This window comes from Pseudomonas sp. EA_65y_Pfl2_P74, assembly GCF_963970575.1.
Classification (GTDB): domain Bacteria; phylum Pseudomonadota; class Gammaproteobacteria; order Pseudomonadales; family Pseudomonadaceae; genus Aquipseudomonas; species Aquipseudomonas baetica_A.
The window spans coordinates 87,445-96,077 of record NZ_CAXAOQ010000026.1 but is presented as its reverse complement, the minus strand read 5'-3'; the positions used below and the strand labels follow the sequence as shown (position 1 = coordinate 96,077).

At 60.0% G+C, this 8,633-nt stretch carries 6 protein-coding genes and 1 pseudogene; 2 read left to right on the top strand and 5 right to left on the bottom strand.

Annotated elements, in window-relative coordinates:
• From AACY18_RS20350 to AACY18_RS20330, 5 genes and pseudogenes are all read right to left on the bottom strand, one after another.
• Positions 1-974: pseudogene (locus AACY18_RS20350) on the bottom strand (hypothetical protein); the annotation flags it as partial.
• 225 nt (positions 975-1,199) lie between these two features.
• Complete coding sequence (locus tag AACY18_RS20345; protein ID WP_339465901.1) at positions 1,200-1,697, bottom strand: GNAT family N-acetyltransferase; 498 nt, start codon at positions 1,695-1,697, stop codon at positions 1,200-1,202.
• 1 nt (position 1,698) lies between these two features.
• Positions 1,699-2,337, bottom strand: a complete 639-nt coding sequence (locus tag AACY18_RS20340; protein ID WP_339432886.1) for a LysE family translocator — start codon at positions 2,335-2,337, stop codon at positions 1,699-1,701.
• A 23-nt stretch (positions 2,338-2,360) separates the two neighbouring features.
• Positions 2,361-2,795 (bottom strand): NUDIX hydrolase, encoded by a 435-nt coding sequence (locus AACY18_RS20335; RefSeq protein WP_339432885.1) that lies wholly within the window; start codon positions 2,793-2,795, stop codon positions 2,361-2,363.
• Between the two features lie 69 nt (positions 2,796-2,864).
• Positions 2,865-4,223 carry an HD domain-containing phosphohydrolase gene (locus AACY18_RS20330; protein ID WP_339465900.1) on the bottom strand — a complete coding sequence of 453 codons (1,359 nt, stop codon included), beginning with the start codon at positions 4,221-4,223 and terminating at the stop codon, positions 2,865-2,867.
• A 252-nt stretch (positions 4,224-4,475) separates the two neighbouring features.
• On the opposite strand from AACY18_RS20330, the gene AACY18_RS20325 reads away from it, so the two are divergent.
• Positions 4,476-6,740, top strand: a complete 2,265-nt coding sequence (locus AACY18_RS20325) for a GGDEF/EAL domain-containing response regulator (protein ID WP_339465899.1) — start codon at positions 4,476-4,478, stop codon at positions 6,738-6,740.
• Entirely contained in the window at positions 6,737-8,608 is a 1,872-nt protein-coding gene (locus AACY18_RS20320) for a two-component system response regulator (RefSeq protein WP_339432882.1), read from the top strand. The genes AACY18_RS20325 and AACY18_RS20320 overlap by 4 nt, the downstream gene beginning before the upstream one ends.
• The last annotated feature ends 25 nt before the right edge of the window (positions 8,609-8,633 follow it).

Below are 8,633 nucleotides of genomic sequence, written 5' to 3'. Positions count from 1 at the left end.
AAGCAGCATCTTAAGTAATGCGGCTCTGCGTTCAGGTGAATAGTACGGCACGACCAGTCTCTTTCCGCCCCCGATATGCTTTTTTTGGAAAAACCGGAGAGGCGACAACTATCCTGACACCGGGGGGTATTGCTCAATGTGCAAGCGCTCCAGTTATGTAGCGTGTTCTTAAGTGTTTCCATGTGCTGGCCCACCATGAACGACGCGACACCCAACGCTCCAGAAGAACCCCCCAAAAAAGGTTCAATCACCTCATGGTGTTCAACCATGAAAGACGCCTCTTCATCCGTCAGATCCTTCAGCGCTTCATTCACTTTCTCTGCCGCCGCCATCATCTGCGCTTCTTCGCGTCGGCACATGTAGTTGCGCGAGTCGCTGAAGATGACCATTTGTCCCGGTTTGACCTGTTCGCCGTGATGGCGGTTTAGGGAGCGGAATTCGCGGCGCAGGGCATCGCTGGGCGTGGTTTCGTAGAGCGCACGCTCGAGCGCTTCGCGGCTCATGGGGTTCTGGACGATGTGAAAGCCCGACTCTGCCGGTTGCGGCAGGGTGTAGGTGTGCTCTTCCACCAGATGCTGGGCGGGTGGTGGTTCGGGTTTGAAGGCGTTCCAGGAGGCGCCGCCGCTATCGGCAACAACGCGTGGTTTCACCACGACCCAGTCGCCGTTGCGAATGGCTTCGACAAGTTTCCGCTGGTTGGCGCCTTGCAGGTAGTTGGATTGATTGAGGCCCATTGCATTGAGCATGTCATCGAAACCCGGCAGTTCATCCGGGCGGTTGAGTGCCTGTCGAAAGGTGTCCATGGCTTGGTGGGTGTCGAGTAGCTGTTGGCCGTGGAGTTCGCGTTGAGGGATGAGTCTGGTCACATCCGTGTCCCGTTCTGCAAAACGGGGGACTTTGGCGAGCGACCTCAAGCTTTGATGCCGGGTGATTCTCTTTTGCGTGTAGGGCGATTCCGATTTTGGCCAAAGCAATTTGCGCGCACCTGCACCCGGCCAGGTTTGGTGAGTGTTCTTATTACCTTAAACAGCAATGTTTAACAGACATGTCCAGACATGGACTCAGGCTACGCAATCTTGCGTCACGGCCTACAGTTTGCCGGGCACACCGCACCGCCCCCCCTGCTCGGTGAACCGACCGTCAATCGCGCGCGGGATAACCTCGATCCACCAGCCTGAACAGGATGAAACAGTGACGGGTCAGAGTTCACGCCACATGTGGATCTTGTCGAAATAGTCTTCACCGACCCGCACGGCCAGCGGCTCGAGGCCGAACTGGATAAAGCCGCAGCGTTGATACAGCTTGAACGCCGCATCGTTGCCGGCGGTGACGGTGAGCTGGATGAGTTTCAGCTCGGGATGGTTTTGGCCTTCGCTCAGCGCGGCTTGCACCAGTTCATAACCCAAGCCGTGCTGGCGAAAATCCGCCGACACGTACATGCCGAATAACGTGGCCTTGTGTCGGGCCTTCTCACGAGGCTCGAACGCCAGACCGACGATGCCCGCCAATACGCCGGCCTCGAACGCACCGAGCACCACATCGAGCTTGCTGGTCAGCCGCGTTTCCCACCAACTCAACGGCATCACTGCCCGTTCGCGCACGCTGGAGGTGAAGGCTTGCGGATGGCGGTCATAGGCCTGGAGCATCAACTCGCGATAGGCCAGGGCATGGCTGGCGTCCAGCCGTTCGATCCACATCTCAAGCCCCTCGCCGTTGTTCAATCATCAGCCGCACGGCCAGACCGCCGAGCACCAGGCCCATGAAATAACGCTGCACCGCCAGCCACGTCGGGTTACGCACGAACCATGATGCAATGCCCGCCGCGAACAGTGCGATCAACAGATTGACGGAAAAACTGACGCTGATCTGGGTCAGGCCAAGAATGATGCTCTGGGTGAACACCGAGCCATGTTCAGGCGTGATGAACTGCGGAAATACCGAGAGGTAGAACACCGCAATTTTCGGATTCAGGGCGCTGGTGAGAAAGCCCATGGTGATCAACTTTCGCGACGAATCCGCCGGCAACGGCTGCGTTTCGAACGGCGAGCGTGCGCCGGGTTTCACCGCTTGCCAGGCCAGCCACAGCAGATACAGCGCGCCAGCCCACTTCAACACCTCATAAGCCATCGGCACCGCGAGAAACACCGCGGTCAAACCGGCGGCCGCTGCAAACATGTGCACAAAAAAACCGGCCACCACGCCCAGCAACGAGGTCACACCGGCCTTGCGTCCCTGGCAGATCGAACGCGAGATCAGGTAGATCATGTTCGGCCCCGGCGTCAGTACCATCAGCAACGCGGCGGCGGCGAAAATCAGCAGGTCTTGAAGCGGGATCATGGCAAAGTCCTTTGCGTGGATGATCAGGCAATGGCGGTGAGCGAGGCTCGATAAAACGGCAGGATCAGGTCGCGTGTCAATGGCGCCAGTTCAACATCGCCGTCGGTGGCCGGGTCGATCCAGACCACCTCTTCGATTTCGGCGGCAGGGGTGACTTCGGTGTCGATGGTCAGTTGAAAGATTTCAGCCTGTACGACAAATCCTGGCTCATTGGCGGCGGGGGCGCAGAACTGGCCGAGGAATGTCGCCTGCGAAGGGTCAATACGCAATCCCAACTCTTCCTCCAGCTCACGGGCCAGTGCATGCAGGGGCCGTTCGTGGGGCTCGATCTTGCCGCCCGGTTGCATGAACGCCGTGGTACCACGCTTGCGTACCAGCAGGGTGCGACCGTCAGCGCCGAGCAGTAGCGCGGCGGCGATGCGAATGATGCGTGGGGAGACAACGGGTGCAGAGGTCATGGGGCAGCCACCGGCCTGAAAAAATCGCAAGGATCCCATGCCTGCCCAATGACGTCACCTTACAGATCGCTAACCCTGAGCCTTGAGTTGCTCGTCGACCTCCTCAGGCACCTTGACGAAAATCTTGTATTTGCCGCCTTCCATGGCTTCGAAAGCAATCAGCTTTTCCACCAACAGGCCGCTGAGGGTTTTGCCGGCATTGAGCAGCAACATGCCGTTATCAGCGTTGAGATTGCGCGCCAGAATCATTCCCGGCGCCAGATCCCGAGTGGTCAGTACCTTGACCGTCGGATCGGCCAGCGTGACATCGCTGAGGAAGGCCGCACACACGTGAATGAAATCTTCGACCAGTTCCGGATCGTACAGGCGTGCGGCGTACTGGCGCAGGTACAGCAACGCTTCGTCGCTGTTCATCTGCCGCTCAAGAATCAGGCCGCGTTGCAACTCGACGAAGTCCACCGCCAGTTTCAGTAACCGCGAGCCGAAGGGAATCGCCTCGCCCTTGAGGCGGTCGGGAAAACCGCTGCCGTCCCATCGCTCCTGGTGATGCAGGATCAGGCGTGCGGCATCTTTCATCGGGTCCAGCGTCATCAGCAAGGACTCGCTCTGCTTCGGATACCCGCGATAACGCTCTTGATCGGTATGACGCAGCAAATCCGAAGGCGTAATCATCATGCCGTCGGTCCAGCTCAGTTTGCCGACATTGTAGAGCGCCGCCGCCATGGTCAGGTCACGGCTGGTGGCTTCGTCCAGGTCATGGTGTTTGCAGTAGCTGCGCACCAGTTCGATGATTTGCCGGTTGGTCTGTTTGGCCGGGGGCAAGCGCAGATTGGCCAGCAACGAGAACACTTCGGTGCCGGTGACATAGCTGCGTTTGAGCTCTTCGTAAGCCAGATCAAGCATGTCGGCGGTCTGTTGCAGCTCGGCGGTGCGCGCCGCGACATGCTTTTCCAGGGTGCTGTTGAGCAGTTTGAGCTGATCGTTTTGCACCCGGGCCAACTGTTCCAGGCGCTGACGTTCTCGCTCGGAATGCTGATGCTCCAGGGACTGACGCAGGATCAGCAGCAACTCTTCGTCATTCCACGGTTTGCTGATGTAACGATGAATCTGCCCGTCATTGATCGCCTTTATGATCGCGGACGGGTCGGCGTAGCCCGTGAGCATGATGCGCACGGTCGCCGGATGACGTTGGCGAACATGAGCCAGCAACGAGGCGCCGTCCATATTGGGCATACGCGCATCGCTCATGACCAGGTCAACCGTCTGCTGTTCGAGCATCTCCAGTGCCTGGGCGCCGCTCGTGGCCAGCAGGACATCGTAGGGTTGACCCCGCAACAGGCGGCGCAAGCTGTTGAGGATCGACTCCTCGTCATCGACCAGCAGTACTGTGGGGCGGTGAGACAGAGTCGGGGCGGATTGCTCTTCCATGGCGTGACCTCAAGCAAAACAGTGGACGAAAACGAAGCGCCAGCCTACCGCCTCGCTTGCCTGCGCCTGACTGAAGGCTAGATGATTTTCTGCAGTGTTCACGCAAATCTTCAGCCCGAGTGCACAGGCAAATTGCCGAGGGCGCGACTATGCTCAACTCGCAGGCGGACTCCATCGGCCTTCGAACAGGCACGTAATGAGGGAAAGGATGCTCCCGATGACAACAGCATGTGACCCCGTGGACCGCGCGGTATGACGGCGCCCCCCGTATACATCAATCGCCGCGTGCTCATCGTCGACGACAGCCCGGCGATTCATGACGATTTCGCCAAGATTCTCTGCCCTGTCATCCCCCAGGACGACGGCCTCGGCGAGACCGAGAGTCTATTGTTCGGCACCCCGACTGCGACACAGACACTGCACTTCGAACTTGACTCGGCATTTCAGGGCCGGGAAGCACTCGATAAACTCGAAGCTGCGCTGGCCGATGAGCGCCCCTATGCCATGGCATTCATTGACATGCGCATGCCACCGGGATGGGACGGGCTGGAAACCATCGAACGGCTGTGGCAAGTCGACCCCAAGTTGCAGGTCGCCCTGTGCACGGCCTATTCCGATTATTCGTGGGAAGACATCGACCGGCGCCTGGCGCTGAACGACCGTTTGCTGATTCTGAAAAAGCCCTTCGACGCAATCGAGATCCGCCAGATGGCCAGCGCCCTTACGGTCAAATGGCAAATGACCGAAGACGCCGCGCTGAAGCTCAACGAGCTGGAACAAGCGGTTGAGGAACGCACCCGGGAATTGTCCGACGCCAATATCATCGTGCAGAACAGCCCGACCATCCTTTATCGGCTGCGCGGCGATCCCTCGTTTGCACTGATGTACATCTCCCACAACATCACTCGCTATGGTCATGTCGCCGCGGATCTGGTGCGCTCGCCGAACTGGGCTCAGGAGCTGATTCACCCGGACGATCAGGCGAACGTCGATGCGGCCATGGCCAGGGTGCTGGATCGGCATGCGTCGGGCGCTTCGATCGAATTTCGCCTGCGCACCGGCCAGGGCACTTGGCGCTGGGTGGAAAACCGCTATATACCAGTGCGCGATCATGACGGGCGGCTGCAGGAAGTCGAAGGCATCATCCTGGACATCACAGAACGTCGTCTGGTCGAGGAGAAATTGGCGTTGATGGCCCGTTCCGACAGCCTGACGGGGCTGGCCAACCGCGCCACATTGATCGAGCGTCTGCACCAGGCGTTTGCGGCCGCGCGTCGTGGCGCCATGCCGTTCGCGGTGTTTTACCTCGACCTGGATCACTTCAAGCGAATCAATGACACCCTCGGGCATCCGGTCGGCGACCTGCTGTTACAGGAAGTCGCCCAGCGCATCAAGGCCTGCGTGCGAGAAAACGATGTGGTGGCGCGCCTGGGCGGCGACGAGTTCGCGATCCTGCAACTGGACGTCAGCGACCCGACCCAATCGGCCGCGATGGCGTCTCATATCCGCGACGCACTGATGGCGCCCTACAACCTGTCCGGTAATGCGCTGCATATTTCGGTCAGTATCGGCATCAGCAGCTACAGCGCGACCAGTCTCGACGCCGACAGCCTGCTGGGGCAAGCCGACATGGCGCTGTACCGCGCCAAGGAAACGGGGCGCAACCAGTATCACTTCCACTCGGAGGAGATCTCTCGGGAAGTCGCCGAACGCATGACCCTCGTCAGCGAGTTGATGGCCGCGCTGGAGGGCGATGAGCTGAGACTGCATTACGCACCGGAGATGGATCTGCACAACGACCGGATTCTGGGCATGGAGGCGAAAATCCTCTGGCAACACCCGCGGCGCGGTCTGCTGCCGGCATCCGCCTTCGTCCCGGCGGCGGAAAGAACCGGCGCGATCATTCCTCTGGGGCGCTGGGTGCTGGATCGCGCCTGCCGCCAGATGCAACTCTGGCGTGAGGAAGGCGTGGCACCGCCGTTGATGGCAATCAAGCTCTCTCTGGCGCAACTCAAGAGTGGCCCCGAACTGATCTACGACGTTCTGCGCACCACCGCACGCTGGCAGCTTGCGCCCTGGGATTTGCGTTTCGATGTCACCGAGGCGACGCTGGCCCAGACCAAGTGGACCCACAACGATGTATTGCCACGCCTGCGTGAACTGGGCGTGACCATCGCCATCGATGATTTCGGCACCGAGTATTCATCGTTCGATTACCTGAAAACCTACCGCGTCAATCATCTCAAGCTTGCTCAGAGCGTCATCGATAGCGCGACTCAAGATGCAGCCGGTGCCAGCGCACTGCGGGCGATCGTCAATTTCGCCCGGGATCTGGACATCGGCATCATTGCCGAAGGCCAGCCGACACCGGGACAGCATCCCGCGCCGCCCACCGCGGCCGCATTACCCAGTGCACAGGGGCTCTATTTCAGTGAGGCGGTCAGCGCCGAGCAGGCAGGCCAACTGCTGAGGGACGGACACAAGGTGGTCCAGTCCCGGGGGGAGGATGAGGAATGAAAACCCCATTCCCGCAATCCAACCGGCGCATCCTGATCATCGATGACACACCGGCGATTCACGACGACTTCCGCAAGATCCTTGCCCCGAAGGCGCCCGAAGAGGCTGACTTGAATCACCTCGAACAGACGCTGTTCGGTACCCGTCAGTCGCCACACCTGAACTTCCAGCTAGACTCCGCCTACCAGGGCCAGGAAGCCTTGGCTCTGGTCCTGCGCGCGCTGGCCGATGGCAACCCTTATGCCCTTGCCTTCATCGACATGCGCATGCCGCCGGGATGGGATGGTCTGGAAACCATCGAGCAACTGTGGCAGGCCGATCCGAACCTGCAAATTGCCTTGTGCACCGCCTATAGCGATTACAGCTGGGAGGCGATGGCCGAGCGGCTGGAGTTCGGCGACCAGTTACTGATTCTCAAAAAGCCGTTCGACAGCCTGGAAATCCGCCAGATGGCCAGTGCCCTGACCTGGAAATGGCAACTGGCCCAGGACGCGGCACTGAAGATGCTCAGCCTTGAGCGAACCATCGAGGCGCGGGTTCACGAACTGCTGAAGGTGTCGCGCCTGCTGCAATACGACACCCTCACCGGTTTACCCAACAGCACCCTGCTCGGTGATCGCCTGAGCCAGGCCCTGGCCGTCTGCCGGCGCCATGACAAGCAACTGGTGGTGATGTTCCTCGGTCTGGACCGGTTCAAGCGCATCAATAATGCGTTGGGCCATCCGGCGGGCGACGAAATGCTCAAGCGTGTCGGACAGCAACTGTTGCTGTGCATACGCGGATCAGACTCGGTCTTTCGCTACGGTTCAGACGAGTTCGTGGTGATCCTCACCGACATCAGCCATCCACAGCAGACCCACGCCATCGCCGAAAAAGTGCTCGCGGCCATTCGCCTGCCGCAGACGATTGCCGGCCATGACGTCAGCGTCACCGCCAGTCTGGGCATCAGCGTCTATCCCGAAGACGGACTGGATGCCATCGAGTTGATCAAGAAGGCCGAAACCGCGATGCGTAACGTCAAGGAAAACGGCCCCAACGACATCGGTTTCTTCATCGACGCGATGAACCAGCGCGCACGCGAACAGCAAAGCATCGAATCGGGCATTCGTCTGGCGCTGAAACGGCAAGAGTTCGTCCTGCACTACCAACCGAAAATCGACCTGCGCAGCGCCAGGGTGGTCGGTGCCGAGGCGCTGGTGCGCTGGCAGAAACCGGGGCACGGCACGGTCTATCCCTCGGACTTCATTCCGGTGGCCGAGGACAGCGGACTGATCGTGCCACTGACCCAATGGGTGCTGGCCGAGGCCTGTCGTCAGACTCGGGCCTGGCAAGTGGCGGGACTGCCGCCGATCCGCATGTCGGTGAACATCTCGCCCATCGATATTCGCCAGCGCGACTTCGTCGAAGGCGTCGAGCACGTGCTCAGGCAGTCGGGGCTGGACGCCGGCTGGCTGGAACTGGAAATCACTGAAGGCGTACTGATGCAAAACGTCGAAGCGACAATGACCGCACTCAATCGCCTGCAGGCACTGGGCACACGACTGTCCATCGACGACTTCGGCACCGGCTATTCAAGCCTGAGCTACCTGCGCCGGTTTCCCATTGATGTGCTGAAGATCGATCAATCGTTCATTCGCGGTCTGAGCCACGACAGCAATGATGCCGCCCTCGTCAGCGCCATCATCAGCCTGGGAAAAAGTCTGGGATTGAACGTCATCGCCGAAGGCATCGAAACCGCAGAACAACTGGCCTTTCTCAAGGCCCACCACTGCGAAGAAGGCCAAGGCTACTACTTCAGCAAAGCCCTGCCTGCCGACGCTTTTGCGCACTTGCTGGCCGCCACGTCCCCACCGCCCTGGACAGTTTGATGCACGCCCCGAAACCGGCCACGAG